This window comes from Massilia sp. UYP11 (assembly GCF_050434805.1).
Classification (GTDB): domain Bacteria; phylum Pseudomonadota; class Gammaproteobacteria; order Burkholderiales; family Burkholderiaceae_D; genus Telluria.
In genome coordinates this window covers 58,502-84,904 of record NZ_JBNDJE010000011.1, presented here as the reverse complement: position 1 = coordinate 84,904, position 26,403 = coordinate 58,502, and the positions used below count along the sequence as shown (strand labels likewise).

The following is a 26,403-nucleotide window of genomic DNA, read 5'->3' as shown; positions in this document are numbered from 1 at the left end:
AGCATCCAGTACACACTCAATGTAATTTGGTCAAGCATTTCACATTGTGGTTGCAATCTTGCAACAATGTGTGACTATTTTGGTGCGGTGCGTCATACTGCCCGAATTGGAGTAGTATGCGACTGAAGTTGGACCACTTAATCAAAGCAGGTAATGCGATGAGCGATATCACTTTTGAAACCGACACCGACACCATGGAATTCCAGAGAGACCTGGATGCACGCGGACTGAACTGCCCGCTGCCCATCCTCAAAGCCAAGAAGGCGCTCGCCGAGATGGAAACCGGCCAGGTGCTGCGCATCGTTGCCACCGACACCGGCTCCGTGCGCGACTTCCAGGCATTTGCCAAGCAAACCGGCAATGCCTTGCTGGCTCATACCCATGAGAATGGCGAGTTCACCTTCCTGATGCGCCGCAAATAATGTGACGGGCGGCTGCCGATGCTGCAGCTGCGCGCACACCCTGAGACGGGGCGTTCAGCCCCGTCTGCTCCCTCTGTAATAGCCGGAATGGACCGATTAGGTGTTTTCCTCTAACTAAAAATCGCACGATCGTGCTTTAATTTGGCCCGTAGCGTCGATTTCTCATATAATCTAGGCCACTTATTTCGATCCATCCCATTTTTAAAGGCACCCCATGAAAGTCCTGGTACCCGTCAAACGCGTGGTCGACTACAACGTCAAGGTTCGCGTCAAGTCCGACAATAGCGGCGTCGATGTCGCCAACGTCAAGATGTCGATGAACCCGTTCGACGAGATCGCACTGGAAGAGGCAACGCGCCTGAAAGAGGGCGGCAAAGTGACCGAAGTGGTGGCGGTCTCCGTGGGTGTGGCCCAGTGCCAGGAAACCCTGCGTACCGGCATGGCGATCGGCGCCGACCGTGGCATCCTGGTGGAAACCGCCGGCGACACCGAGCCGCTGGCCGTGGCCAAGATCGTCAAGGCGCTGGCCGACAAGGAGCAGCCGCAACTGATCATCCTGGGCAAGCAGGCGATCGACGACGACTCGAACCAGACCGGCCAGATGCTGGCCGCGCTGCTGGGCTGGCCGCAAGCCACCTTCGCCTCGAAAGTCGTGCTGGAAGACGGCAAGGTCACCGTGACCCGCGAAGTCGATGGCGGCCTGGAAACCGTGGCGCTGACCCTGCCGGCGATCATCACCACCGACCTGCGCCTGAACGAGCCGCGCTACGTGACGCTGCCGAACATCATGAAGGCCAAGAAGAAGCCGCTCGAAACCATCAAGCCGGAAGACCTGGGCGTGGACGTCGCACCGCGCCTGAAGACCCTGAAGGTCGTCGAGCCGGCCAAGCGCTCGGCCGGCGTCAAGGTGCCGGACGTCGCTACCCTGGTGCAGAAGTTGCGCACTGAAGCCAAAGTCATCTGAGTCGTCTGTCGTTACTTAATACATAGGAATCAACATGGTCGCATTAGTCATTGCTGAACACGACAACGGCTCCCTCAAGGGCGCTACCCACCACACCGTGACCGCAGCCGCCCAGTGCGGTGGTGACGTTCACATCCTGGTCGCCGGCAGCAACTGCGGCGCCGCCGCCGAAGCCGCCGCGCAGATCGCCGGCGTCTCGAAAGTGCTGGTCGCCGACGCACCGCACTTCGCCGACGGCCTGGCCGAGAACGTGGCCGAGCAGATCCTGGCCGTGGCTGGCGAGTATTCGCACATCCTGGCCCCGGCCACCGCCTACGGCAAGAACATCCTGCCGCGCGTGGCCGCCAGGCTCGACGTGGCGCAGATCTCCGAGATCACCAAGGTCGATTCGCCCGACACCTTCGAGCGTCCGATCTACGCCGGCAACGCCATCGCCACCGTGCAGTCGAGCGACAAGGTCAAGGTCATCACCGTGCGCGGCACCGCCTTCGACGCGGCGGCCGGCGGCGGCTCGGCCGCGATCGAGAACGTGACGGCCGTCGCGGACGCGGGCACCTCGAGTTTTGTCGGCCGCGAGCTGGCCAAGTCGGACCGTCCCGAGCTGACCGCCGCCAAGGTGATCGTTTCGGGTGGCCGCGGCATCGGCTCGGCCGACAACTTCAAGATCCTGGAACCGCTGGCCGACAAGCTGGGCGCCGCCATGGGCGCCTCACGCGCCGCGGTCGATGCCGGCTTCGTGCCGAACGACTGGCAGGTGGGCCAGACCGGCAAGATCGTCGCCCCGACCCTGTACATCGCCGTGGGCATCTCGGGCGCGATCCAGCACCTGGCCGGCATGAAGGACTCGAAGACCATCGTCGCCATCAACAAGGATCCGGAAGCGCCGATCTTTTCGGTCGCCGACTACGGCCTGGTGGGCGACCTGTTCGAGGTCGTGCCGGAACTGGTCAAGGAACTGGGCTAATTCTGACTGGGGCAGAGCGTGCACACTTGCAGCGCCTGCTCCACCAACCTACCTTGGAACGTCGTTCCCGCGCAGGCGGGAACCCAAGTTTTCATGCGCTGCCTGAATGGCAAGCGTTCGTGGCTGCTCGACGAACTCAGGTTCCCGCCTGCGCGGGAACGACGGTTCGATGTGTGCAGCTGACGATTGAAGACGCGGGTTCTCTTCCTGCCGTGGGAACGGCGTTTTTTATTGGCAAACGAAATATTCTAGGAGACAAAGGTGAGCTATAAAGCCCCGCTGAAAGACATGCAGTTCGTCCTCAATGAACTGGCCAACCTCGCCGAGGTCAATGCGCTGCCCGGTTGCGAGGACGCGACCCCGGACACCGTGGAAGCGGTGCTGGAAGAAAACGCGAAATTCTGCGGTGAAGTGATCGCCCCGCTGAACCATGCCGGCGACAAGGAGCCGAGCTATTGGAAGGATGGCGAGGTCACCACGACCAGGGGCTTCAAGGAAGCCTTCCGCGCCTACGCCGACGCCGGCTGGCAGGGCGTGCAGCATCCCCAGGAATTCGGCGGCCAGGGGCTGCCCAAGCTGGTGGCCACGCCGTGCATGGAAATGCTGCATGGCGCCAACCTGGCGTTCGCGCTGGTCGCGCTGCTGTCGGACGGGGCGATCGAGGCGCTGCTCACCGCCGGCTCCGATGCGCAGAAGGCGCGCTTCCTGGAGCCGCTGATCTCGGGCCGCTGGACCGGCACCATGAACCTGACCGAGCCGCAGGCCGGCTCCGACCTGGCCGCCGTGCGCACCCGCGCCGAGCCGCAGGGCGACGGCACCTATAAACTCTTCGGCACCAAGATCTTCATCACCTATGGCGAGCACGACATGGCCGAGAACATCGTCCATCTGGTGCTGGCGCGCACGCCCGACGCGCCGCCGGGCGTGAAAGGCATCTCGCTGTTCATCGTGCCGAAATTCCTGATCAACGACAATGGTTCGCTGGGCGCGCGCAACGACGTGCACTGCGTCTCGATCGAGCACAAGCTGGGCATCAAGGCCAGCCCGACCGCCGTGCTGCAGTTCGGCGACGGCGGCGGCGCGATCGGCACCCTGGTGGGCGAAGAAAACCGCGGCCTCGAATACATGTTCATCATGATGAACGCGGCCCGCTTCGGCGTCGGCATGCAGGGCATCGGCCTTGCCGAGCACGCCTACCAGCAGGCGGTGGCGTTCGCGAAGGACCGCATCCAGTCGCGCGACGTGGCCGGATCAAACGGCCCGGTGGCCATCATCCACCACCCGGACGTGCGCCGCATGCTGATGTCGATGCGCGCCCAGGTCGAAGCGGCGCGCGCGCTGGCCTATGTCGGCGCCGGCATCTCGGACCTGGCCCACCATCATCCCGATGCGGCGACGCGCCAGGCCAATCTCGCCGTCTACGAATACCTGGTCCCGGTCATCAAGGGCTGGTCGACCGAGATGAGCGAGAACGTCGCGCGCGACGGCGTGCAGGTGCACGGCGGCATGGGCTTCATCGAAGAGACCGGCGCGGCCCAGCATTACCGCGACGCCAAGATCCTCACCATTTACGAGGGCACGACGGCGATCCAGGCCAACGACCTGGTGGGCCGCAAGACGGTGCGCGATGGCGGCGCGGTGGCCAGGTCGCTGGTCGCGCAGATCCGCGCGGTCGAGGCCCGGCTGGGCGAGGCGCAGGGAGAAGACTTTGCCGCGATCGCGCGCAGCCTGCGCGAAGGCGCGACCGCGCTGGAGCAGGCGGTCGATTACGTGGTCGCCAACGTCAAATCGGACGTGCGCGCGGTGTTCGCCGGCAGCGTGACTTACCTGAAGCTGGCCGGCATCGTGCTGGGCGGCTGGCAGATGGCGCGCGCGGCGCTGGTGGCGCAAGGCAAGCTCGATGCGGGCGAGGGCGACGCCGCCTTCTATCGCGCCAAGATCGCCACCGCGCGCTTCTTCGCCGACCACATCCTGTCGCAGGCGCCTGGCCTGTCTCATGCGATCGTCGGGGGCGCCGCCGGCGTGCTGGCGCTCGAGGTCGAGCAGTTCTAACTCAGCCGTAGGCCCCGCCGGTCAACAGCAGGTCGAACAGCCGCGCCATCGTGCCGATCAGCACGATGGCGCCGGTCATCATCGTGATCACCAGCAGCAGCGGCAAGGTCCAGTTCGAGCGCGACTGGCGGCCGCTGCCGGCGTTGTGTTTCGCATCCCATTTCTCGTCGGGCGTGAGGCCGATCGCCAGCGCCTCGATGAAGCCGGCGATGAACGACACCAGCAGCGGCAGGATCACGTAGAAGGGATGTGGCTTGACCGCGCCGTACAGGATGCCGGTGATCGGCAGCGCGCACAGGTGCAGCAACCCGAGCCGGTCGGCGCCGCCCTTCAGGTAAAAGCGGTGCGCCCCGAAGCCGCCCAGCAGCAGGGCGAGCAGGGTGGCGACGGTCTTGTTCTTGTGCGTAGCGGCCATGTCATCTTGTTCATTAGTTCGAGACAGCAAGAGTATGGTCGAGATTTGCACGAATGGCACGTTTCACGCGACAAGCTGCGGATTTGGGCGGATGGCCGGTGGCGGTGTGGTGAAAAATCGGCGATAATGGTTGATTGTGCTGGGACGACAGAAGGTGAAGTCGGCCCTGTTGTCATTAACGCTTGCTGCTGTTCGGTGTCGCGCGCTATAATCGTCGACTTTCTCCGTCCAGAACAACTTTTTCGGAAATATTATGGTCGTTATTCGTTTGGCTCGTGGTGGCGCTAAAAAGCGTCCGTTCTTCAACATCGTTGCAACCGACTCGCGTAACCGTCGCGATGGTCGTTTCATCGAGCGCATCGGTTTCTACAACCCGATGGCTTCGGGCGCCGAAGTCGGCCTGCGTATCGCTGCTGACCGTCTGGCTCACTGGCAAGGCGTTGGCGCACAACTGTCGCCAACCGTCGCTCGCCTGGTCGCCCAGCAAAAGCCAGCTGCTTAATCAGATAAGCAAGCAGGTTCGTAGTGAACGATTCAGCAGTGGCGAGCGGGGTGCACATCCCCGATGACCTGACTCCGGTCGGTTATGTTTCCGGTGCGTATGGCATTGTGGGCGGCATCCGTGTCTCCCCGCATTCGCCCGAGGCCGATGCGCTGCTGAGCGTGAAAACCTGGTGGCTCGACAAGCCGACCCTGCACGCCGTCACGGTACGGAGTGCAAAGCTGCACGGTGGCGATGTTGTCGCCACCCTGGTCGACATGCGTGACCGCGATGCGGCCGAGGCGCTCAAGGGCGCCACGGTGCAGGTCGCGCGCAGCGAGTTTCCAGCGCTCGAAGAGGGCGAGTATTACTGGTCCGACCTGATCGGCCTGGATGTGGTCAACCTGCAGGGTGAAGCCCTGGGCAAGGTGACCGACATGATGCACAACGGCGCGCAATCGATCTTGCGCATCACTCCGGTCGCTGATCCAGCTGCCGAAGGCAAGGCGCAAGAGCGCCTCGTGCCGTTCGTGGACCAGTTCGTCAAGACCGTCAGCCTCGAGCAACAACTGATTACCCTGGACTGGGGCCTCGATTTTTGAGCCCATCCGGTAGAGGAGCAAAGCGCGATGCAGTTTGACGTCGTCAGCTTGTTCCCTGAAATGTTCGCCGCATTGACGCAGTCGGGAGTCACCCGGCGCGCTTTCGAGCAGCGACGCTGGGGCCTGCAGATCTGGAATCCACGCGATTTCACGCAGGACCGCCACCGCACCGTGGACGATCGCCCGTATGGCGGCGGCCCCGGCATGGTGATGATGGCCAAGCCGCTCGAAGCGACCATCAATGCAGCAAAGCAAAGACAAATCGAGCTCGGCCTGCCAAGTCCGCGCGTGGTGTTCATGTCGCCGCAAGGCAAGCCACTGACCCACGAGCGCGCGATGGCGCTCAAGGACGAGCCCGGCCTGGTGATCCTGTGCGGCCGCTATGAAGCGGTAGACCAGCGCCTGCTGGACCGCTGTGTCGATGAGGAAATCTCTCTCGGCGACTTCGTGCTGTCGGGCGGTGAATTACCGGCCATGGCCTTGATGGATGCGGTGGTGCGCCTGATTCCCGGCGTGCTGGGCGACGATGCCTCGGCGGTCGAAGACAGCTTCGTCAACGGCCTGCTCGATTCGCCGCATTACACGCGGCCGGAAGTGTATGAAGATATGCCGGTGCCGCCGGTCCTGATGGGCGGCAACCACGCCGAGATCGTCAAGTGGCGCCGCCAGCGCATGCTGGAAGCGACCGCGTCGAAGCGGCCCGATCTGCTGGACAAGGCGCGCGCCGCCGGCCAGCTGAGCAAGAAAGACGAACAGTTCCTGGCAGGGTTGGAAAATCCTGCAGTGTAAGAATATGTGCCGGCAACATGGCATATGCAACGGCGGACGCGTTGTCCGTCGTTCAACCCCATCCTCTACTGGGCGAAGGTAGTGCCAGCAAGATGGTTTTTGGAGTCATAAAAATGAATCTGATTCAACAACTCGAGCAAGAAGAAATCGCGCGCCTCGGCCGTGAGATCCCTGATTTCGCACCTGGCGACACCGTTATCGTCAACGTCAACGTCGTCGAAGGCAGCCGCAAGCGCGCTCAGGCATACGAAGGCGTCGTGATTTCGCGTCGTAACCGTGGCCTGAACTCGAACTTCATCGTTCGCAAGATCTCGTCCGGTGAAGGCGTCGAGCGTACGTTCCAGCTGTACTCGCCGCTGATCGCTTCGATCGAAGTGAAGCGTCGTGGTGACGTCCGTCGTGCGAAGCTGTACTACCTGCGTGAGCGTTCGGGCAAATCGGCGCGTATCAAAGAAAAACTGCCACAGCGTCGCGTCAAGACCGTCGCTGCTGCTGAGTAATAGCATTCTTGCTCAGAAAAAGGCATCCGCGAGGATGCCTTTTTCTATTCCGGCGGAATATTGCAAAGGATTCAGTTTGCCCAAATTCGTTTTCGACCCGACCCAGTTGCCGGTTACTGGCCTGGCCGGTGAAGCGCCGGTGGCGCCCGAGCGCCTGATCCCGGCCGCGTTGCGCGCACGCTTTGCGCAAACGCTGCCATGGGAAGAGGAAGTGTCGGACGAGGGCCGCGGCATGACGGGCGCCACGCTGCGCCGTGCATCCGTGCTGGTGCCGCTGGTGGCGCGCCCCGAGGGGGTGACCGTGCTGCTGACGCTACGGACCGACCATTTGTCCAGCCATGCCGGCCAGATCAGTTTTCCCGGTGGCCGGGCCGAAGAACTCGATTCGTCGCCGATCGAGACGGCGCTGCGCGAAACCGAGGAAGAGGTCGGCCTGCACCGCCGTCATATCGAGATCATCGGTGTGCTGCCCGATTACACCACCGTCAGCGCCTATCGCGTGACGCCGGTGGTGGCCCTGGTCCAGCCGCCATTCGAACTGCAGCCCGATCCGGGTGAGGTGGCCGAAGCGTTCGAAGTGCCGCTCGGCTTCCTGATGGATGGCCTGAACCACCAGCGCCGGGTATTCGAACTGCCGCAAGGAGCGGGGAGGCGCGCCTTCTACACGATGCCGTATGAGCAATACTTCATCTGGGGCGCCACGGCCGCCATGCTGCGCAACCTCTTTCATTTCCTGCGCGCGTAAAGCCCGAGGACCGGTCCCGATTTGATTCTGGCAGGCTTCTCCGTTATCGTAACGGGGCAGTTGGTTTGCCATAACAAAAAAGGGTTCCTGAATGACATTCTTTTCCATCCTGTGCGCACTGCTCATCGAGCAACTAAAACCGCTGCGCGCCGATAACCAGGTGTATCGCGGCGTCAAGTCGCTCGCCGTGCGTATCGAGACCTGGTTCAACGCCGGTGAGCAAAAGAATGGGCGCATGGGCTGGTTCCTGATGATGACCGCGCTGATGCTGCCGACCTGGCTCGTCTACTGGTTCTTCATGCACTACAACCTGGTGTTCCTGGCCTTTGCGTGGAATGTCCTGATCGTCTACCTGACCCTCGGTTTCCGTCACTACAGCCATTACTTCACCTCGATCCAGTTCGCGCTGAGCTCCGGGGATGAGCCGCGGGCACGCGCCCTCCTGGCCGAATGGACGCGGCTGGACACCGTCGGGATGGACGCCACCGAAATCACCCGCATCGCGGTCGAGAAGGCCTTGATCACGACCCATCGCAACGTGTTCGGCGTGTTCTTCTGGTTCCTGATGCCGCTGGGGCCGGCGGGCGCCGTGATGTACCGCGTGTCCGAATACCTGTCGCGCGCCTGGAACGAACCCGACCACATGCGCAACGAAGCCTTCGGCCAGTTCGCCGCCAGGGCGTTCTACTGGATCGACTGGGTGCCGGTGCGGCTGACGGCGGTGGCCTTTGCCGTGGTCGGCAATTTCGAGGACGCCATCTATGCCTGGCGCAACTTCGCCAACCGCTGGGCCGACGAGGCGCGCGGCATCATCCTCTCGGCCGGCGGCGGGGCGATGGGCGTGCGCCTCGGCACACCGGTCGAAAATGCGCCACAATGGCTGCCGGCGGACGCCGCCACGGTGGACTTGAGCGAAAGCGACGTGGACGTCATGCCGGGCGAGGAGCCGAACGTCCGCGCCCTGCAGAGCACGGTCGGACTGGTGTGGCGCGCCCTGATCTTGTGGATGATCCTGCTGCTCTTGACGTCGAGCGTGGCCTGGCTGCGCTGAGGCGGCCGGCCATGCGGGCAGTGTGGCGCGCATGGCCTCGTCCTCAAGTCTTCTATAAGATATAATACTGCCTGAACCTGGTGTCCTGAATTGAAGATTCGTTCAACGAACGTCCAATTCAGGACCCTGGCAAAGCCGTATTGCACTGAGCTGAATTTGCTCTCACCCACGCAGTATTTCCTGTCTGAGCCCGTAGGACTATGACCGACCAAGCGCCACCCAAGGACGCAGAACTCACTGGCGAGTTTTTTATCTTGGGCATCACGAACAACGGCAAGACGTTCCGGCCCAGCGACTGGGCCGAGCGGCTGTGCGGCGTCATGTCCTGCTATTGCCCCGGCGCCGGCGGTCCCAACGCCCACCTGAAGTTTTCCCCCTACGTCTACCCGACCGTGGTCAACGGCACCAAGGCCGTCGTGGTCAACCGCACCCTGCAAAAGATCGAGCCGCTGGCCTACCACTTCGTCGTCAGTTTCGCCAAGGACAACGATATGCAGGTGGTCGACGCCTGTTTCGTGCCCCTGCCGGGCGAAAAGAAGCCGGGCGGCGCCTGAGCCTTGCCGCAAGCTTGCCGACACTGGCGCTTTGATCGAAATCAAAGCGCCAGTTTTGTTTCCGGCCACTATCCTCAAGCGACAACGAGGAGGGGCATCATGCGCATCGGCGAAATCTGTACCACCGACACCATTTCCTGCACGCGCGACGAGACCGTCCAGGGCGTCGCCATGCTCATGCGGCGCCACCACGTCGGCGACCTGGTCGTGATCGATACCGACGGCGGCGGAAACGTCCCGGTCGGCATCCTGACCGACCGCGACATCGTGCTGGCCGTGATCGCTCCCGGCCTCGATCCGGCCAGCCTGCTGGCCGGCGACATCATGAGCGACGACCTGCTCACCGCCGGCGAGGCCGACGACGTCTACGAAACCATCGAGCACATGCGCCTGCGCGGCATCCGCCGGGTGCCGGTGGTGGACGCCCAGGGCAACCTGAGCGGCATCGTCAGCGCCGACGACCTGCTCGAATTCCTGGCCGAGGAAATGAGCGAGCTGTCGCGCATCGGCTCCTGGCAGCAATCGCACGAGCGCCGCGTACGCCAATAGCTGCCTGTCGGCAAGCCCTGTCAACTGGGAAGGTGCCAGGCCACAGAAAAGGCGTCCCTCTGCTACCATCCTGGGGCAGGCGGGACGGCTGGCGTCCCGCCGAGTAGACGGGATACCATGGATTCGAGATTTCAGCTGCGCGGGATGGCCGCGCATGTAGCAGCGGGCTGCCTGGCCCTGCTCATGTTCGTACCGGCATCCGCCGCCACGCCTGCCACGCTACCCGCCACAGCGCCCGCCGCCAAGCCCGCGTCCGGCGCGCCCCTGCCCAAGGGCGTCACGCTCGGCCCCTCGGTCGAAGGCATCACCGAATACCGCCTGGCCAACGGCCTCAAGGTGCTGCTGTTCCCGGACGCCTCGCGCCCGACCGTGACCGTGAACGTTACCTACCTGGTGGGCTCGCGCCACGAGAACTACGGCGAGACCGGCATGGCCCACCTGCTCGAGCACCTGCTGTTCAAGGGCGCGAAGAACAACCGCGACATCACCAGGCAGTTCTCCGAGCGCGGCATGCAGTTCAACGGCACCACCTCGCTCGACCGCACCAATTACTACGAGGTGTTCCAGGCGTCAAAGGAAAACCTGGACTGGGCCTTGCAGATGGAAGCCGACCGCATGGTCAATTCCTTCGTATCAAGCAAGGATCTCGCGTCCGAGATGACCGTGGTGCGCAACGAGTACGAAGCCGGCGAGAACGAGCCCGGCAACGTGCTGTTCAAGCGCATGCAGAGCGTCGCCTACGACTGGCACAGCTATGGCCGCTCGACCATCGGCAACCGCAGCGACATCGAGAACGTGCGCATCGAGAACCTGCAGAATTTCTATCGCACCTATTACCAGCCCGACAATGCGGTGCTGCTGGTGGCCGGCCAGTTCGACGAGCGCGCCACCCTGGCCAGGATCAACCGCCTGTTCGGTGCGATCCCGAAACCGACGCGCAGCTTGCCGGCGTTCTGGACGGTGGAGCCGACCCAGGACGGCGAGCGCAGCTTCGCCGTGCGGCGCCAGGGCGACATGCAGTTCGTGGCGGTCGGCTACAAGATCCCGTCCGACCTGCATCCCGAGGCCGAGGCACTCGGCTTCGCTTCGGAGATCATGGGCGACGCGCCGAACGGCCGCCTGCACAAGCTGCTGGTCGAGACCGGTAAGGCGAGCCAGGTGTTCAGCTTCGGCCAGACCGGCTACGCGCCGGGCCTGCAATTCTTCGGCGCCGTCGTCAAGCTGGGCGAGCCGATCGAGCCGGTGCGCGAGGCGCTGATCCAGGCGGTCGAGGAACTGGCCGCCAAGCCGCCCACCGCCGAGGAACTGGAACGGGTGCGCCGCGCGTGGCTGAACACGATCGAGCGCAGCCTGAACAATCCGCAGGCGGTGGGCGTGGCCCTGTCCGAACCGATCGCCCTGGGCGACTGGCGCATGTATTTCGTGGGCCGCGAGCGCGTGCAAAAGATGTCGGCCGAACAGGTTGCCGCCAGCGCCGGACGTTATTACCTGCGCACCAACCGCACGGTCGGCACCTTCATCCCCGAAGAAGCGTCGAAGCGCGCCGAACTGCCGCCGACGCCCACGGTGCTCGAAGCGCTGAAGGACTTCAAGCCGGCCGCCTCGAACCTGGTGGCGGAGAATTTCGATCCGAGCCAGCAGAACATCATGAAGCGCACCACCTTGACGACCGCCGGCGGCGTCAAGCTGGCCCTGCTGCCGAAAAAGAACCGCGGCGAGACCGTGACGGTCGACCTGCGCCAGCACTTCGGCGACGAGAAAAGCCTGTTCGGCAAAGGCACGACCCAGGCCCTCACGAACCTGATGCTGATGCGCGGCACCACCCGCTACACGCGCGCCGAACTGGCCGACGCCTTCGACAAGCTCAAGATCGCCGGCGGCCCCGCCCATTTCCAGACCACGCGCGAACACCTGCCCGAGGCGCTCAAGCTGGTGGCCCACGTGCTCAAGGAGCCGGCATTCCCTGAATCCGAATTCGAGCAATTGCGCCAGCAACTGATCGTCGGCATCGAAGCAGGGCGCAACGAGCCGCAAAGCGCGGCCGTGCGCGCCATGGCCCAGCACTTCAACCGCTATCCGCGCGGCGACATCCGTTATTCGCCGAGCCTGGAAGAACAGCTCGAAGAAGCCAGGGCGGCGCGTCTGGAGGACGTCAAGGCCTTCCACGCGGGGTTCTACGGCGCCAATCCGGCCGAGATGGCCATCGTGGGCGACTTCGATCCGAAGGAAATCACGCCGCTGGTCAATACCCTGTTCGGCGCCTGGCGCGCACCGCAGCCGCACGCGCCGGTGCTGGTCGCGCATGCCGACGTGGCCCCGGTGGCGCGCACGCTGGATACCCCGGACAAGGAAAACGGCTTTTACATCGCGCGATTGAACCTGGATCTGAACGTCGACGATGCGGACTATCCCGCCTTGCTGCTCGCCAACTACATCTTCGGCGACGGCGGTCTCAAGTCGCGCCTGATGGACCGCATCCGCCAGCAGGATGGCCTGTCGTATGGCGGCGGCTCGGACGTGTCGCCGGGCACCCTGGACCGCGCGGGCAGCTTCACGATCAATGCGATCGCGGCGCCGCAGAACCTGGCCAGGCTCGATGCGGCGGTGCGCGCCGAGCTGGCGCGCGCGCTCGAGAAGGGCTTCACTGCCGAAGAACTGGCCGGCGCCAAGTCGGGGCTGATGCAGCAGCGCCTGCAGGCGCGTTCGAACGACGGCGCGCTGGCGTCTGGCTGGACCTCGTTCCTGTATCGCGGCAAGACCTTCGAGGCATCGGCCGAGCTCGAACGCAAGATGCAGGCGGTGACGCTGCCCCAGTTGAATGCGGCGTTTCGCAAGGCGATCGATCCGGGTAAACTAGCGGTATTCATGGCGGGCGACCACGCCAAGGCGGGCGGCAAGGCGAAACCGATAGTCACTATGCCGTAAGTACAACAGTTTCCCAACAAAAACTCTTTGGATTGTGACAATACACGAAGCCATGCGTTAAAATGTTTCTTTTCGGAAGCAAAAGTTTCATCCAGGGAGCATCATGAAGGCCATCAACAAGCAGCAGCCGGCGAGCGGTTTATCGTTCACCGGCAAGGTCGTTTTGGTCACCGGGGCCGCCAGTGGAATCGGTCGCGCCATTGCCCTGGCGTTCGGCCGCGCCGGCGCCTGTGTGGTGGTGGCCGACGTCGCGATCGACGGTGGACACGCCACCGCGGCGATGATCGTCGAAAACGGCGGCAAGGCGCTGTTCGTGCAAAGCAACGTCACCCGTGCCGGCGATGTAGAAGCCCTGGTCGACAAGACCATCAATTACTACGGCCGCCTCGACTTCGCGATCAACAATGCCGCGGTAGAGGAAGAACGCCAGCCGCTGGCCGAGGCCGACGACGAGCAGTTCGACCGCATCATGAACGTCAACGTCAAGGGCGTCTGGCTGTGCATGAAATACCAGCTGCGCCAGATGCTCAAGCAGGGACACGGCGCGATCGTCAACATGGCCGGCGTCGCCGGCCTGGTCGGCAGCCCGAACCATGCGATCTATGGCGCCAGCAAGCACGCGGTGGTCGGCCTGACCAAGAGCGCCGCCGCCGAATATGCGCGCGAGGGAATCCGCGTCAACGTGCTGTGCCCGGCTGCGGTCAAGACGCCGATGCTCGCGCGCGCGTTCGAGCGCGATCCGGGCATCGAGAAAAAGCTCAAGGCGGCGCATCCGATGGGGCGCTTCGCCGAGGCGGGCGAGGTGGCGCAGGCCGCCCTGTGGCTGTGCTCGGACATGGCGTCGTACGTCAATGGTCATGAGATGGTGGTCGACGGCGGATTCACCGCGGTCTGATCCGGTGCGCTGGCCCCTGGCCGGTGATGGCGTGTCGGAGGTTTTTACACAGGGCGCCCGTCAGCAATGCTTGAACGCGGTAAGTTGTTGATTGCAATCAAGTATTTAATTTCGGCACGAATTATGCTTGTCTGATGGCCGATGCTGTATGTACGCAGCGTCTAACCCCACCAGTGAGACTAATTTGAAAAAGACTTTCGCCGCCCTGGCCCTTGCCGCTGTCCTGCTTCCCGTCGCGGGCGCCCAGGCCGCCGTGATCAGCTTCAGCAACAGTATCGGAATGACCGAAACGGACTGGTCCGAGGCACTGCGTTTCAGCAAGTTCAACACGAAGCTTGGCGCCCTCAATGCGATCACGTTCGACCTGAACGGCCTGGTCAGCGGCGCCGGTTTCGCCGAAAATCGCGGCAGCAGTGCGGCGAACGTCACCCTGACCCTGAGTTCGACCATGACGCTGACCCGCCCGGACGGCAGCACGCTGGGTGTGGCGAACCCGGTATTCAACCAGGTTTACCGCCTCGCGCGCTACGACCGTGTTGTCGACTACGGCGGCACCTCCGGTATCCACACCGGTACGATCGAGGCGAGCAGTGCCGCATCGTTCCTGAGCAGTAGCGCCAGCGATATCGCCCTGTTCTCGGGTAACGGTTTCATCGAGCTTGGCCTGAGCGCGCTGGGCACCTCGTTCGCGCAAGGGCCTGGCAACGTGATCACCGGATTCGACACGCTCGCTTCCGGCGCGGTGCAGGTCACGTATGACTACACGCCATTTGCCGAAATCCCGGAACCGGCCACCCTGGCGACCATGCTCGCCGGCTTCGGCCTGATGGGCGCCGTGCGCCGCCGCAAGGCAAAGCGGGCCTGAGCCGCAGACGGCGGCGCTGCCTGCCGATCGAACGGCGCAAGGACAGCCTTGCGCCGTTCGATGAAGGATTGTCGACCTCCGTCGAACACCCCACATCGTTCACATCGACGTCGGGCTCGGGCTCGCGTTGAGCTCGGCCACGAAATCATACGTATCGCCACGGAAATAAGAACGGCAGAACTCCACCGCACGCCCGTCGCGCAGGAACCCCAGGCGTTCCACGCACAGGCCGGCGTCGCCCTCGCGCGCATCGAGCAGGCGCGCCTGCTCGGCACCCAGCAGCAGGGCCGACAGGCGCTGCAGCGCGCGCACCGGACGGTTGCCGGCCGCCTCGAGCGCCTCGTACATCGAGTCGCCCACCGCGTCGAGCGAAGGCAGGGCAAAGGCGGCGATGGTCGCGTACTCCAGGCACATCGGCGCATCGTCGGCGTAGCGCAGGCGGTGGAAGCGGTACACCGGCGTGCCCGGAGAAAGCCGCAGGCGCAGCGCTTCCTCGGGCGTGACCAGGCCTTCCGAACGCTTGAGCCAGCTGCTTCTCGGCACCCGTCCACGGGCGCGCATGTCTTCGGAGAACGAACTGAGCTTGGCGAAATTCTTTTCGATGCGCGTGTTGAGAAAATTGCCGGAGCCGGCGCGCCGCACCAGCAGGCCGTCCTCGACCAGGCTGTCGATCGCCTTGCGCACCGTGATGCGCGAGATGCCCAGTTCCAGCGCCAGCTGGCGCTCGGCGGGCAGGGCGCTCGAGGGGCCGTAGATGCCGTGGTCGATCGCCTGGCGCAGCGCGCGCTGCAATTGCTGGTAGAGCGGCAGCTTGCCGGCGCCGGCGGCGAGGCCGGCCTTGGCGGCGTCGTGCATCAGTTGGACGAGGGGATTCATGCGGCTGGCAGGGTGGACGGACAGGCAATGATACCGCAGCACGTCCGCCCGGTCAGTCGCCGGATCACTTCGGGCGTGGATCCTTCAAGGGCTGGCTGACCACGGCGACCCGCCCCGCGCGCACCTCGCGCACGGCGGTGGCCACCGCGCGCGCCACGTTGCGCGTCTCTTCCTGCACCGCGGCGTCGCGGTCGAACGTCTCGTGGCTGTCGGCATACGATTCGTAATAGCCGATGTAGCGGTCGAGCTGGCCGAAGCTGCCCGAGTTGATCAAGCCCATCCACTCGAGCCAGTCCGACAGCGAGCGCCGCGTGCCCTCGATGCCGGCCACGTCGCCGTGCACCAGCAGGCCAAAGGCGCGGCCGGCCAGGTGTTTCGGATAATCCCAGCCGTCACGCTCGATCTGCTTGGCTTCCTCGGCGTGCTTGCCGTGGGTCGAGGTCGGGTCGGGATTGCCGCCGTCGGCGCACACCAGGCGGTCGATCATCAGTTTCAGCACCGCAGGGGTCTGGTACCAGTAGACCGGGGTGATGATGATGACGCCATGGGCCAGCACCCAGCGCTCGTAGATCTCGTTCATCCAGTCGCCCACCTGGCGCTCGGCGTGGTTCGGGTAGCAGCTGCACGGCCAGTGGCACAGCGGCATCGCGGTCGACACGCAGCCCTTGCAGGGGTGGATGTGGCGGTCGTAGTCCGAATTGAGCAGGGAGAGGTCGAGCACGTCGGCCTCGAAACCCTGTTCCATCAAGACCTCTTTCGCCATCTGCGTCATGCGCCAGCTCTTCGAGATTTCGCCGGGACAGGTGCCGTCGTTGCGGGCCGAGGCGTTGATGAGGAGAATGCGGTTGCGCGACGCGGGGTCCTTCTGGCGCTGCTCGGCGCCGATCAGCCGGTCGCGCGCCTCCTTCCATTCGACCGACAGATCGTAGCCGGGATCGAGGAATCCGGGGCCGGCCTTGACCGTGTGCGGGGCCTTGCGGCCTTCGTGGTACGCATCCCAGGCCACGTCCTCGATCGCCGCCAGCTCGCGGTCGAGCGCTTCGTAGCCGGGGTCCTGGAACGCCCTGCGAAAGCGCAGGTGGAATTCGTCGCGTCCCAGCTTGGCGGGCGCCTGGCCCTTGCGTACCGTCGTCATGCCGTCTCCGATGTAAATAAGATAATTATCGGACCGGCAGGCGCGACGTCAATGTTCGGGGCCGCACGTTGGGCGGGCGAAATCCGGGTCATCCGGCGCCGGCGTGAACCGCCCATGAAAAAGGCGCTGTACCCATCAGCTGTTGATGACCCCGAATGCGATGCGCAGCAATTGCTTGACAGATGGTACCCGTCCGCCATCGAGCGCCCAATGCCAGCCCAGGTAGTTGGGTAGCCGGCGCGACGCCACGCCATGGAAGCGCGCCAGCCATTCCTTGAAGCGCCGGTGATAGGCGTTGACATGTTGAACATGGATGGCGCCCTCGGCACCCTTGCGGACCCGTTCGCCGGCACTGACATTGACCGCTTGATGCGCAACGCCATGGGCACGGGCGAAGGCGGCATAGGCGGCGTTGGCGTCCGTCACCAGCAGCGCCTGGCGATCGAGTTTCGGCAGCAGGTGCCTGACCAGCTGCGCCGCTTTCAGGGCGCCGCGTCCGGTAACGGCGTCGATGGTCTGGCCGCTGCGGTCGCGCGCCACCAGGATGCAGTCAAGGTAATGCGAGATCCCGCGCAGGGCGGCCCTGCCGCCGCGCTTGCGCGGCTGGCGATCGAGCTTGCGTGAACCCTTTTGCGATTCGAGCAGGAACATCTCGTCGGCCTCGACGATGCCGCCGAGCCGTGCCGGGCGATCGTCCTTGGCCCGCTCAAGAAAGCGATGACGCCAGCGAAAGGCCGTGTTGCGGTGCACGCCAACACGCTTGGCCGCAGAGCGAACCGAGCGGGAGTCGAGCACCGCTTCCAGATAGTCGACCCACTTTCCCTTGAGCCTGAGCCGCGCCAGCGGCGTGCCAGTGAGGTCGTTGAAGGTGCGGCCGCACGCGCAGCAGCGGTAGCGTTGCAGGCCGTTGGCCTGGCCATGCCGGTGGCAGCGCTCGCAGGCGCAGTCTGGACAGCGCCGCCCGGTTGACCGGATCGCGCCGATGAGGGCGGTCACCCGGTCCAGCCCGGCTGCGGGATGCAGGGCAGCGAGCACCTTCTGACGCTGCGGCTGGTTCAGCTTTGGCAGCTGGGCGAACAGCTGCGCAAACTGCGGCGCTTTCATCGTACGCTCCCGATCGATGACGACCGGGATTGGACCGCGGGTCAGCTCAGCAGTTCAGTGCTCATCCACAGCTAGCGAGTACAGCGCCATGAAAAAAGCGGGCCGGGCATCGAGCCCGGCCCGCCTTCGCGGGGTCGTCGCGCAGCGCGGCGATTACGACTGTTTCAGGTGAACGATCCAGTACTTCGCCAGGTCGCCCGCGCCGCCGCCGCCCTTGACGGTTTCGAAGGTCTGGATGGCTTCGGCTTTCTTGCCGGCCAGCGCCTGCGCCATGCCCAGGCGCAGCTTGGCTTCTTCGGGGTTCTTCAGGCCGCCCTTAGCGATGCCTTGCTGGATGAAGCCGACACCCTTGTCGCCCTGGTCCATGGTGGCGTAGGCCCAGCCCAGGTTGACGAGGCCAGCGCCGGTCTTGGCCTTGGTGGCCGAGGCTTCGCCGGCGGCGATGTTCTTGGCATCGTCGGCCGCGCCCTTGGTCGCCTTGTCGCGCAGGGCGGCGTGGGCCTTGGCGTTCGAACCCTGGCCCAGCACGCCGGCGGCGTAGCCGGCATCCATGGCTTTCTTGGCTTCGGTCGGGAAGCCGTCGCGCAGCGACAGTTCGGCCAGGTCGACGTATTCTTCCGGCGCCATCTTCTTGACGGTGGCCGCTTCCAGGCGGTACACGTTGATCATGTTGGTCTGCGCATCGAAGCCGGGCTTGCGCGCCACGCCGCGGTTCAGGACGTCGGTCCAGAAGTCGTCGTTCGGGTAGTGGGCGACCAGTTTTTCGAGCGCGGTCAGGTAGCCGGCGTCATCCTTGACCTTGTTGGCCGACGAGGCCAGCAGGCGCAGGTCTTCCTCGCTCGGCTTCTGGCCGGCTTTTTCGGTCGCTTCGATCGCCGGCAGCAGGGCCGCCTTGGCGCTGGCGAAGTCGCCGCCCAGGTAGTGGGCGCGGATCAGGGAAGGCGTGACTTTTTCAGGGGTTGCGCTTTCTTTCTGGTAGCGCTTGAACCACTCGATCGCCTTCGGATAGTCCTTGGCGTTGTAGTGCATATTGCCCAGGGCCAGGATGAAATCGGCCTGTTCCTGGCCTTGCAGGCGGCCGGAATTGATCACGGCTTCCAGTGCCGGCATGGCGATCGCGTTGTTGTTGGTCGCCGAGCCCAGCGACAGCTTCATGCGGTTGACGACGTAGTCTTCGTACGGGGTGCGGTTCGGGAAGGCTTCGGCCTGCTGTACGCGGCTCTGCACTTCGGCGTAATTCTTGGCGTCCATCAGCGGCTTGATCGCGGCCGGGTCGAGCAGCTTGAACAGCTCTGGGCGGACGGTGTCCTTCGGCGCTTCGGCGGCGGGCTTCTCTTGCGCATGGACGGCGGTGGTGAGGGCCGGGGCCGAGAGGCCGACGGCGGCCAGCATCAGGCAGAGGCGGGCAAGACGGAGTTGGGACATTGGGTATCCTTCTATCTAGACAAAATTTCGACGAAACGCGCTTGCGCGACATTTTTTCCGCAATATAGCAAAAATGCCAATCTTGGACAAACGTGCATTGTCCCATATATCGGCAATTTTCTGGCCTGCCAATTGTGCCGCAGAGCTCGCCCGTACGCCCAGCGTCGTTACATCGCGTTACCTCGCCGCGGTCACCTTCGTGTCATTGCCGTTCGAACCCTGGCACCGGGCACGTGCCCGGCGCATCGATCTCGCCGGCCAGCCAGGCCACCGCCGCCTCCAGGGCGGGCGCGGCGAAACCATAGCTCATCAGGGCCGGGGCCGGGAAGTCCAGCGCCTGGTAGGGATTCCACAGGGCCAGGTGCAGGTCGGGACGCCAACCGGCGCGCGCGTTCGGGCCATAGCGGCGGCGCGAAGTCGAGGCCAGGATCGTGAAGCGCCCGTCCTGCGGTAGAACCGACCAGTCGAAGCTTTCGCTGTCGGCGAAGGTGACGAGGTCAACGTCATACAGGATGCCCAGCGCTTGGGCGATGCGCTCCGCCGGCACCCCGGCTTCCGCGATGCCGTCGCTGACCACGTCGGCGCGTGCGACCAGGCGCACGCGGCTGCCGCGCGCGGGCCGTTGCGGCTGGCCGAGCGCGGTCAGGCCGGCGCGCCAGGCGCGCGCCATCAGCGCGCGGTCATCCTGTTCGCGGGCGTAGGCGACGGCGCGCGCGGGATGCGCGTCGGCCAGCTTTCCGAGGCGCGCCAGTTTCGCCTCGACGTCCGGCAGCGGCAGCACGCCGTCGCGGATCGCCCCGGCGATCGCGTGCACGGTCTCGATTTGCGTGTCGCGGGTGCCGATCGCCATCACCATGTCGGCGCCCGCCGCCAGCGCGTTGACGGCGGCCTGGCCGGCGCCGTAGCGGTGCGCGATCGCATGCATGTCCATGCCGTCGGTGATGATCACGCCGTCGTAGCCGAATTCCTCGCGCAGCACGCCGGTGAGGATGGCGCGCGACATCGTGGCCGGATTGACCGGGTCCAGGGCGGGATAGACGATGTGCGCCGTCATCACCGCCGGCGCCGGCGTTGCCGCCCTGGCGGCGATACGGAACGGCGCGAACTCGAAGCGTTCCAGCTCCTCGCGCGGCTTGTCCACGCGCGGCAGGTCGCGGTGCGAATCGACGTGGGTGTCGCCGTGGCCGGGGAAGTGCTTGACGCAGCAGGCCACGCCTTCGCTCTCGCTGCCTTCCATCCAGGCCAGGGCAAGGCGAGTTGCAAGCAATGGATCGGCGCCGAACGAGCGCTCGGCGATGACGGGGTTGTGCGGGTTGTTGTTCAGGTCCAGTACCGGCGCGAAGTTCCAGTTGAAGCCCAGCGCGCGTACCGCGCGCGCCACCGCGGCGCCGACCTCGCGCGCCAGCTGCGGATCGTTCGCGGCGCCCAGGGCCATGGCGCTCGGCGGCGCCGGCACCCAGGTCGAGCGCACCACGGCGCCGCCTTCCTGGTCGAGCGCGACCAGGGCCCGTGGGCCGATGGCGCCCGCCAGGGCGCCGGTGAAGCGGGTCAGCTGGTCGGCGTCCACCATGTTCTGGCGGAACAGGCACACGCCTCCGATCTTGTGCGTGCGCAGGAAGGCGTCGGTGTCGGCATCGAGTTCGGTGCCGAACAGGCGCACCATCATCAATTGGCCGGCGAGGTCGAGGTAATCGCTCATGGTACTGGTCATGGATCTTGTGGTCAGTTGGTCCTGGTGACCTTGCTCAGGTGGCGCGGCTGGTCCGGGTTCATGCCGCGCGCGGCCGACAGCTTGGCCGCCATCGTATAAAAGGCTTGCACCGCGGTGATCGGGTCGAGGTCGGGGATGGCCGCGGTGGGAAGCAGCAGGTCGCGGCTGGCGACGTCGGCCGGCGCGGCCAGCAGCACGCGCGCGCCCCGCGCGCGCATCTCGTCGGCCAGGGCCACCAGGCCGGCCTGGGTCGGGCCGCGCGTGGCGTAGACCAGCAGCGGATAGCCTTCCTCGATCAGGGCCATCGGGCCGTGCTTGATCTCGGCGCCCGAGAACGCCTCGGCCTGCAGCGCCGAGGTTTCCTTGAACTTGAGCGAGGATTCGAGCGCCAGCGGGAAGCTGATGCCGCGGCCTACCACCATGATGTTGCGGGCCGGCGCCAGCACCTCGATCGCGGCCGACCAGTCCACCTCGGCGGCGGCGCGCAGCGCGTCGGGCAGGGCGTTGACGCCGTCCTTGAGCTCCTTGCTGTCCTGCCAGTTGGCGACCAGGCGCGCGCCGGCCACCAGGCTGGCGATGAAGCTCTTGGTCGCGGCCACGCTTTTCTCGGGGCCGGCATGCAGCGGCATGGTCCATTCGGCGGCGTCGCCGAGCGGCGACGCGGGGTCGTTGACCAGGGCCACGGTGGTGGCGCCGCCAGCGCGAAAATAACGGATCGGCTCGACCACGTCGGGGCTCTGGCCCGACTGCGAGATCGCCACCGCCAGCGTGTCGCGTGCGACGATCGGCGACTTGTACAGGGTGATGAGCGACATCGGCAGCGACGTCACCAGGCGGCCCATGCGCGCCATGATCAGGTAGGCCAGGTAGTTCGACGCGTGGTCCGAGCTGCCGCGCGCCACGGTCACCGCGCTGTGCAGCGGCGCCGCGCGCAGCGTCGCCCCCAGCTCCGCGTAGCGCTCCACGTCCTGGGTCAGCTGGTGGGCGATGCAATCGGCGGCCGACAAGGCCTCCTGCAGCATGAGCGACGGGGCGGGCTGGGTGACTGCGGAAGCGGTAGCGGTGCTCACAGGACTTCTCCTTCGATATGGACGGCTTTGATGTTCAGGTCGCGGTCGAGGACCACGAAGTCGGCATGGCAGCCCGGCGCCAGGCGGCCGCGCTGGGTTTCGCCGAGGTAGTCGGCGGCGTTGGTGGACACGCGCAGGCTGGCCTCGGCGAGGGGCAGGCCGATGCTCACCAGGTTGCGCAGCGCCTGGTCCATGGTGAGCGTGCTGCCGGCCAGGGTGCCGTCGCCCAGGCGCACGCCGCCCATGCATTTATGGACCACCTGGCGGCCCAGCATGTATTCGCCATCGGGCATGCCGGCGGCGGCGGTCGAATCGGTCACGCAGAACAGCTTGGGAATGCAGCGCAGCGCGGTCCTGATCGCGCCCGGATGCACGTGCAGCAGGTCGGGGATGATCTCGGCGTATTCGGCATGCGCCAGCGCCGCGCCGACCATGCCGGGATCGCGGTGGTGCAGGCCAGGCATGGCGTTGAACAGGTGGGTAAAGCCCGCCGCGCCGTGTTCGAGCGCGGCCACGCCGACCTCGTAGTTGCCGTTGGTGTGGCCGACCTGGACCCGGATGCCGGCCTCGGTCAGCAGGCGCACCAGCTCCATGTGGCCGTCGATCTCGGGCGCCACCGTGATGAGCTTCATCGGCGCCTGGGCGTCGAAGCGTTTCACTTCAGCGAGGCTGGCTTCGCGCGCGAACGGCGGCTGGGCGCCCAGCTTGCCCGCATTGATGTACGGGCCTTCCAGGTGCACGCCCAGGATGCGCGCTTCTCCCTTGCCGCGCGCGGCGCAGGCGCGGCCGATGGCGGCGAGGGCGCGGTCGATGTCCTCGACCGGCGCGGTCATGGTGGTGGCCAGCAGGCTGGTGGTGCCGTGCCTGGCGTGCAGGGCGGCGATCACGTGCGGGGCGTCGCCGCCTTCCATCATGTCGCGTCCGGCGCCGCCGTGCACGTGCACGTCGATGAAGCCGGGCAAAATGTAGTCGTCGCCGTTGGCGTTCGGGTCGCCCGGGCTGCCGTCGATGGCGTCGATGCGCTCGCCGTAGCGCAGCGTGCCGCGTACCCAGCCGTCGGGCGTGAGGATGTTGCCGTTGATTGAGCCAGTCATGCCGGGGTGTCCTTCAGGTGCAGTTCGATCATGCGCAGCGCGCCCAGGGCCGAATCGCCATGGGGCGCCCTGCAGCGCGCCAGCGTCGCGGCCGGCAGGTACGGGCGCAGGACGTCGCCCAGGCCGCCGCACAGCGCCAGCGGCAGGGTGCCGGACGGGTCGAGCGCCTGCGCCATCGTGGCCACTTCGCGGCCGGCCTGCTCGAGGATCGCGCCGGCGACCGGGTCGTGCTCGCCATGCTCCACCACGAAGCGCGCCAGGCTCGCGTAATCGGTCTGGCTGGCCTTGCCGAGCCAGACCTGGATCGCGTCGCGCCCGCCGCCGCAGGCTTTGATGATGTCGCGCGCCAGCGCGCCGCCCTCGGCCCGGCCGTCGAGCACCTGCTGGACGTGGGCAATCGCGCGCAGGCCCATCCAGCCGCCGCTGGCCTCGTCACCAGACGGAAAGCCCCAGCCGCCGACCTCGACCCGCGTGCCGTCCGCCCGCAGGGTTTCGCCCACGCTGCCGGTGCCGATCGCGACGATGGCGCCCGGGCGGCCTCCATGGGCGCCTATCAGGGTCGTGAAGCCGTCGGTGTCGAGCCTGAGTGCGGCGTAGCCCGGATTGGCGGCGCGGAAAGCGGCCGCCCATTTCTTGTTGTGCACGCCCGCCAGGCCCAGGCCGATGGCGCATGACTGGCGGGGAATCGCGTCGATGCCGAGCGCGGCAAAGGCCCTGGCGGTGGCGTCCTCGACCGCGCGCCAGGCATTGTCGATGCCGTGGACCAGGCCGGAAGCGCCGCTGCGGCCGGTCGCCAGCTCGGCGCCGTCGCGCCCGGCCAGGCGTACGCGGGTATTGGTGCCGCCGCCGTCGACGCCGATGAGATAGTCGATCATGGTAGGTGGGAGAAATAGGGTCAGGGCACTATATGCAGGCCCTATCTGGATGTCAACAGGTATTTAACTGGTATGCGTCGATGCGGACCACTATCGCGCGATAGTCTGCGCTTATAATCCCGGCCTCAACAGGGACGGTTGGCGGGATTGGTATCTCAACTGGTATTGCTTTCGGCGATGCGGCCGGCCTCGATCGGTGCGAGGCGCGCGCCGCGTCAAGCTCACTCGGCCGTGGTCGTGCTGCCGCTGCGCTGCACCACCAGCAACCGGGCCGGCGCGTCCTTCGCGGCAGCGTCCCTGTCGCCGTGGTGGTTTGCGTCGCGCAGCACATGGACCCTGGCGGCGCCGGGCCCGTGGACGGCGATGTCGGCGCGCCCGGCCGTCAGACGGGTGCCGTCCAGCGCGCCCGAGCCGTTCAGTCGCACCCGCACCAGGTCGACCCGTCCGCCGATGTCGGCGCCGCCCGGGCCGCTCGACGTCAGCACCAGGCGCTTGCCGTCGATCTCGGCCTTCAGGCCGCCCGAGTCGCGCAGCTCGGCTTCCAGCACGTCGGATACCCGGGCCAGTGCGACGTCGCCGGGGCCGCGGCTCTTGATGGCGGCCTTGCCCGCCGCCAGCGCGCTGCCGTCGAGGTCGCCCGAGCCCGTCAGTTCGGCCTTCAGATCGGCCACTGTGCCGCCGAGGGTGACGTCGCCCGGACCGTCCAGGCGCAGGGCGGCGGCTTGCGCGCGCAAGCCGCGCGCCGTGAAATCGCCGGAACCGCTCACCGCGGCGTCGAGGTGGGTAATGGCGCCGCCGACGCAGGCGTCGCCCGGCCCACGCTGCTGGATGCTGACGCGGCCGGCGGCCAGGTCGCAGGCGTCGAAGTCGCCCGAGCCGGTGAGCTCGGCGCGCACCTCGAGACTGCTGCCGCGCAGCCGCAATCCGCCGGGGCCGGTCACGCGCGCATCCAGGCGCGCCAGGCGCAGGCCGTCGGCGTCCAGGTCGCCCGAGCCCGTCAGGCTGGCCTGCAAGTCGTGGTCGACGTTGGCGAGCCAGACGTCGCCGGGACCGCTCATGGCCAGTTCCACCTTGCCGGCGCGCAGGCGCTGCAGGTCGGTGTCGCCGCTGCCGCTCACCCGCAGTGCGAGCTCGCGCACCGCGCCCGAGACCTGCAGGTCGCCAGGGCCGTCGACCTGCAGCGCGACGCGCTCGCCGTTGACCTGGGCCAGCGTGACGTCGCCGCTGCCCGACATGGCAAGCCGCTCGAGCTGCGGCGTGCCGATGTCGATCGTGACGGCCTGGCGCCGCTGGCTGAAGCCGAACTGGAACGAGCGGCGTTCCAGCGGGCGCACGACCAGGGTGTCGCCGCGCACGAAGACCTCGACCCCGTCGAGCTGCTCCCGCTCGCCCGACAGGCGCAGGCCGGAGCGACCCTGGGCGTCGATCGTGACGTCGTAGGGGCCGGACAGTTCGATGGCGCTGAAGGCGCCGACGCTGCGCTGCTCGGTGATGCGCCTGTCGGGCGTGCCGGCCTGGCTGTCGCCGATCGCGAGGAGGGTGGCGCCGGCGGCGAAGGCGGTCAGGGCGGTTTTCAGGACGATGTGCATGGTGTTCCTGGTTCGGAGTCGACGGGAGACTGAACGATATGCCGGGCCCGTGCGCGCTGCACGATGAATCCGACGAAGCGGTGGTTTGGGGCGACCGGCTGCGCCCGTACGCGACGAACCGCGCGGCGTTTGCGCCAATCCCCGGTCCCATGTCCGGCATGGAATGTCATAATGTCGAGATCGTCGAAGGAGAAGCTTGTCGTGAAACGTGACCCTGGCCCGCCTTCAGCGCGGGCAGCAAGATCGTCGGGCGCCGTCCGGCCGCTGCTGCGCGCCTTGCCGCTGCTGGCCGGGCTCGCTTGCTCCGGCGCCATGGCGGCGCCGTCGACCTTCGGTCCCGTGATCGGCAGCGCGCTGCTGTGCCGTAGCCAGCTGGACAATGCCTATTTCCACGCCTACCTGACCCAGGCCTTCGGCCCGGCCTACAAGCGCGAGGGCGGCGCCTGGTGGTTCCGAACCGAGGCGTCGCTGTGGGGCGCCCAGGTGAGCGAGGTGATGGTCAGCGACGACACCAGCAACCTGGTGTTCGTGGCCGCCGTCCTCGACAGCACGCCCGAGGAGCTCGAGAAATCGGTGCGCGCCGCCGTCGGCGTCGCCTTCAAGCCGGTGGACGCCTCGCGCCACCCTTTGCGCAAGTCCAACCCGGGCAGCACGATCGCCTACGCCAATGACAAAAGCAAAATATACTGCGCGAAGTTCAAGCCGCAGCCTCCGGGCCGCTAGCCGCGCACGCCACATCGTCCGTTCCAAC

The 26,403-nt window shown here is 66.0% G+C and carries 26 protein-coding genes; 16 read left to right on the top strand and 10 right to left on the bottom strand.

Annotation, left to right across the window (positions count from 1 at the left end; genetic code table 11):
- Positions 1-194 precede the first annotated feature (194 nt).
- The 4 genes from ABIB38_RS15745 to ABIB38_RS15730 all read left to right on the top strand — a co-directional run bounded on the left by ABIB38_RS15745 (position 195) and on the right by ABIB38_RS15730 (position 4,402).
- The gene (locus tag ABIB38_RS15745; RefSeq protein WP_040777452.1) at positions 195-422 is read left to right on the top strand and encodes a sulfurtransferase TusA family protein; all 228 of its coding nucleotides are present in this window, start codon (positions 195-197) and stop codon (positions 420-422) included.
- 214 nt (positions 423-636) lie between these two features.
- Positions 637-1,386, top strand: coding sequence for an electron transfer flavoprotein subunit beta/FixA family protein (locus ABIB38_RS15740; RefSeq protein ID WP_147933939.1), 750 nt, complete (start codon positions 637-639; stop codon positions 1,384-1,386).
- 34 nt (positions 1,387-1,420) lie between these two features.
- Positions 1,421-2,350: an electron transfer flavoprotein subunit alpha/FixB family protein gene (locus ABIB38_RS15735; protein WP_429205217.1), complete on the top strand. Its 930-nt coding sequence runs from the start codon at positions 1,421-1,423 to the stop codon at positions 2,348-2,350.
- Between the two features lie 261 nt (positions 2,351-2,611).
- Positions 2,612-4,402 carry an acyl-CoA dehydrogenase gene (locus ABIB38_RS15730; protein ID WP_429205215.1) on the top strand — a complete coding sequence of 597 codons (1,791 nt, stop codon included), beginning with the start codon at positions 2,612-2,614 and terminating at the stop codon, positions 4,400-4,402.
- Position 4,403: 1 nt separating this feature from the next.
- On the opposite strand, the gene ABIB38_RS15725 is transcribed toward ABIB38_RS15730, so the two are convergent.
- A complete protein-coding gene (locus ABIB38_RS15725; RefSeq protein WP_429205214.1) occupies positions 4,404-4,817 on the bottom strand; it encodes an NINE protein in 414 nt (137 codons plus the stop codon).
- 253 nt (positions 4,818-5,070) lie between these two features.
- Here ABIB38_RS15725 and rpsP point away from each other — a divergent pair, with 253 nt between their 5' ends.
- The 11 genes from rpsP to ABIB38_RS15670 all read left to right on the top strand — a co-directional run bounded on the left by rpsP (position 5,071) and on the right by ABIB38_RS15670 (position 14,773).
- Positions 5,071-5,319 carry a 30S ribosomal protein S16 gene (rpsP, locus tag ABIB38_RS15720; protein WP_123071958.1) on the top strand — a complete coding sequence of 83 codons (249 nt, stop codon included), beginning with the start codon at positions 5,071-5,073 and terminating at the stop codon, positions 5,317-5,319.
- A gap of 50 nt (positions 5,320-5,369) precedes the next feature.
- Complete coding sequence (rimM, locus tag ABIB38_RS15715) at positions 5,370-5,900, top strand: ribosome maturation factor RimM (protein ID WP_429205296.1); 531 nt, start codon at positions 5,370-5,372, stop codon at positions 5,898-5,900.
- A gap of 27 nt (positions 5,901-5,927) precedes the next feature.
- Positions 5,928-6,689 (top strand): tRNA (guanosine(37)-N1)-methyltransferase TrmD, encoded by a 762-nt coding sequence (gene trmD, locus ABIB38_RS15710; protein WP_429205213.1) that lies wholly within the window; start codon positions 5,928-5,930, stop codon positions 6,687-6,689.
- Between the two features lie 113 nt (positions 6,690-6,802).
- On the top strand, positions 6,803-7,189 hold the full coding sequence (rplS, locus tag ABIB38_RS15705) for a 50S ribosomal protein L19 (RefSeq protein WP_429205211.1): 387 nt from the start codon (positions 6,803-6,805) through the stop codon (positions 7,187-7,189).
- Between the two features lie 34 nt (positions 7,190-7,223).
- Positions 7,224-7,934, top strand: coding sequence for a CoA pyrophosphatase (locus tag ABIB38_RS15700; protein WP_429205209.1), 711 nt, complete (start codon positions 7,224-7,226; stop codon positions 7,932-7,934).
- Between the two features lie 91 nt (positions 7,935-8,025).
- The gene (locus tag ABIB38_RS15695) at positions 8,026-8,985 is read left to right on the top strand and encodes a CobD/CbiB family protein (RefSeq protein ID WP_429205208.1); all 960 of its coding nucleotides are present in this window, start codon (positions 8,026-8,028) and stop codon (positions 8,983-8,985) included.
- A 200-nt stretch (positions 8,986-9,185) separates the two neighbouring features.
- Positions 9,186-9,539, top strand: coding sequence for a DUF3579 domain-containing protein (locus ABIB38_RS15690; RefSeq protein WP_429205206.1), 354 nt, complete (start codon positions 9,186-9,188; stop codon positions 9,537-9,539).
- Between the two features lie 99 nt (positions 9,540-9,638).
- On the top strand, positions 9,639-10,088 hold the full coding sequence (locus ABIB38_RS15685; RefSeq protein ID WP_429205204.1) for a CBS domain-containing protein: 450 nt from the start codon (positions 9,639-9,641) through the stop codon (positions 10,086-10,088).
- A 117-nt stretch (positions 10,089-10,205) separates the two neighbouring features.
- Complete coding sequence (locus ABIB38_RS15680) at positions 10,206-13,013, top strand: M16 family metallopeptidase (RefSeq protein WP_429205202.1); 2,808 nt, start codon at positions 10,206-10,208, stop codon at positions 13,011-13,013.
- Between the two features lie 103 nt (positions 13,014-13,116).
- Positions 13,117-13,908, top strand: coding sequence for an SDR family oxidoreductase (locus tag ABIB38_RS15675; protein ID WP_429205201.1), 792 nt, complete (start codon positions 13,117-13,119; stop codon positions 13,906-13,908).
- Positions 13,909-14,092: 184 nt separating this feature from the next.
- The gene (locus ABIB38_RS15670; protein ID WP_429205199.1) at positions 14,093-14,773 is read left to right on the top strand and encodes a choice-of-anchor E domain-containing protein; all 681 of its coding nucleotides are present in this window, start codon (positions 14,093-14,095) and stop codon (positions 14,771-14,773) included.
- A 99-nt stretch (positions 14,774-14,872) separates the two neighbouring features.
- Here ABIB38_RS15670 and ABIB38_RS15665 read toward each other — a convergent pair whose 3' ends face one another.
- The 9 genes from ABIB38_RS15665 to ABIB38_RS15625 all read right to left on the bottom strand — a co-directional run bounded on the left by ABIB38_RS15665 (position 14,873) and on the right by ABIB38_RS15625 (position 25,652).
- The gene (locus ABIB38_RS15665) at positions 14,873-15,649 is read right to left on the bottom strand and encodes a GntR family transcriptional regulator (RefSeq protein ID WP_429205198.1); all 777 of its coding nucleotides are present in this window, start codon (positions 15,647-15,649) and stop codon (positions 14,873-14,875) included.
- A gap of 64 nt (positions 15,650-15,713) precedes the next feature.
- Complete coding sequence (locus ABIB38_RS15660) at positions 15,714-16,784, bottom strand: flavodoxin family protein (protein WP_429205196.1); 1,071 nt, start codon at positions 16,782-16,784, stop codon at positions 15,714-15,716.
- Between the two features lie 135 nt (positions 16,785-16,919).
- On the bottom strand, positions 16,920-17,888 hold the full coding sequence (locus ABIB38_RS15655; protein WP_429205195.1) for an IS1595 family transposase: 969 nt from the start codon (positions 17,886-17,888) through the stop codon (positions 16,920-16,922).
- A 153-nt stretch (positions 17,889-18,041) separates the two neighbouring features.
- Positions 18,042-19,313: a tetratricopeptide repeat protein gene (locus ABIB38_RS15650; protein WP_429205194.1), complete on the bottom strand. Its 1,272-nt coding sequence runs from the start codon at positions 19,311-19,313 to the stop codon at positions 18,042-18,044.
- Positions 19,314-19,515: 202 nt separating this feature from the next.
- Positions 19,516-21,024 carry a beta-N-acetylhexosaminidase gene (gene nagZ, locus ABIB38_RS15645; RefSeq protein ID WP_429205193.1) on the bottom strand — a complete coding sequence of 503 codons (1,509 nt, stop codon included), beginning with the start codon at positions 21,022-21,024 and terminating at the stop codon, positions 19,516-19,518.
- Positions 21,025-21,035: 11 nt separating this feature from the next.
- Positions 21,036-22,046, bottom strand: coding sequence for an SIS domain-containing protein (locus tag ABIB38_RS15640; protein WP_429205295.1), 1,011 nt, complete (start codon positions 22,044-22,046; stop codon positions 21,036-21,038).
- Positions 22,047-22,090: 44 nt separating this feature from the next.
- The gene (nagA, locus tag ABIB38_RS15635) at positions 22,091-23,188 is read right to left on the bottom strand and encodes an N-acetylglucosamine-6-phosphate deacetylase (RefSeq protein ID WP_429205192.1); all 1,098 of its coding nucleotides are present in this window, start codon (positions 23,186-23,188) and stop codon (positions 22,091-22,093) included.
- A complete protein-coding gene (locus tag ABIB38_RS15630; RefSeq protein WP_429205191.1) occupies positions 23,185-24,063 on the bottom strand; it encodes a BadF/BadG/BcrA/BcrD ATPase family protein in 879 nt (292 codons plus the stop codon). The genes nagA and ABIB38_RS15630 overlap by 4 nt, the downstream gene beginning before the upstream one ends.
- Positions 24,064-24,284: 221 nt before the next feature.
- Positions 24,285-25,652: a GIN domain-containing protein gene (locus tag ABIB38_RS15625; RefSeq protein ID WP_429205190.1), complete on the bottom strand. Its 1,368-nt coding sequence runs from the start codon at positions 25,650-25,652 to the stop codon at positions 24,285-24,287.
- Positions 25,653-25,853: 201 nt separating this feature from the next.
- On the opposite strand from ABIB38_RS15625, the gene ABIB38_RS15620 reads away from it, so the two are divergent.
- Positions 25,854-26,375 carry a hypothetical protein gene (locus ABIB38_RS15620; RefSeq protein ID WP_429205188.1) on the top strand — a complete coding sequence of 174 codons (522 nt, stop codon included), beginning with the start codon at positions 25,854-25,856 and terminating at the stop codon, positions 26,373-26,375.
- Positions 26,376-26,403: the final 28 nt, after the last annotated feature.